The sequence below is a fragment of the Vibrio sp. D173a genome (assembly GCF_030248475.1).
This window is the reverse complement of record NZ_JAHGAH010000774.1, coordinates 1-936: the sequence shown is the minus strand read 5'-3', so window position 1 is coordinate 936 and position 936 is coordinate 1. Positions and strand designations below refer to the sequence as shown.

The following is a 936-nucleotide window of genomic DNA, read 5'->3' as shown; positions in this document are numbered from 1 at the left end:
GGAATGTCTCCAATATATGGAATACGTCGTAGCTCTTCTCGCTCTTCAGTACTTAGCAACCCAGCTAAAACAAAACTTTGACCATCGCCTAACTCGACAGTAGTTCTTGCTCGGCGGGTTTTCAGAGCCGGTAGATCAAAGTTATCATTCTGATACTGATTATCTAACGCACTCACCTCTGGTAACATGGATAATTTTATTTTGTCATCATTGAGAACCTTAGCCATCAGCTCTAGTCGAATACCATATTCTCGGTACTCAACATCCGTACTACCATCTATTACGGTCACAACAGGTATTTCACCACCCGCTAAAAAGCTTGCTGTCTCACCAGAGATTACAGAGAGATTCGGCTCGGCAAGGACTTGTCCAACTCGATCATCACCAATTGCAGTGATCACAGAAATAATGTCATCAGCACTAAAAGAGGTCAGTTGGTCAACGAAAACACCGGGGGACACTGTACCAATCTCAATACCAAACTCTTCAAGAAACGTGTGCGAAACTTCTGCAATTGATATCTTCACATTGACTTGCTTGGTCGTTTTTACTTCAATATTGTCAACAACACCTGGGTACCGATAACGACGCATGAATGCCATCTCATACGCTTCATCACCTATTTGCCAATTAACGTTAGTGATTTCAGCTTCTTTACCTAATAATTCACCCGTTAATCGATAAATCTCTTCTTTGGTTTTCTCTGAAGCGACGGTACCGCTCAAAACAGCTTGTTCACCTAAATTATAAATACTGACATCTGCGTCTGGATAGCGAAGTGCTATTTGCTGCTCAATATGAACAAGGCTTTTATTCACAACCAGCTTGTTAGAGATAATCGTATTGCCTTCCTTATCAAAGACCATAAATGAAGCATTACCCGTTTGCCGCCCAAAAAACACAACTTTGTTTTCATCTATAACTTGATAACCGGCA

At 41.2% G+C, this 936-nt stretch carries 1 protein-coding gene; it reads right to left on the bottom strand.

Annotated elements, in window-relative coordinates; all coding sequences use genetic code 11:
• Positions 1–936, bottom strand: a 936-nt coding sequence (locus KIV40_RS29180) for a type II and III secretion system protein family protein (RefSeq protein ID WP_285352723.1), incomplete at both ends; no start/stop codon positions are given.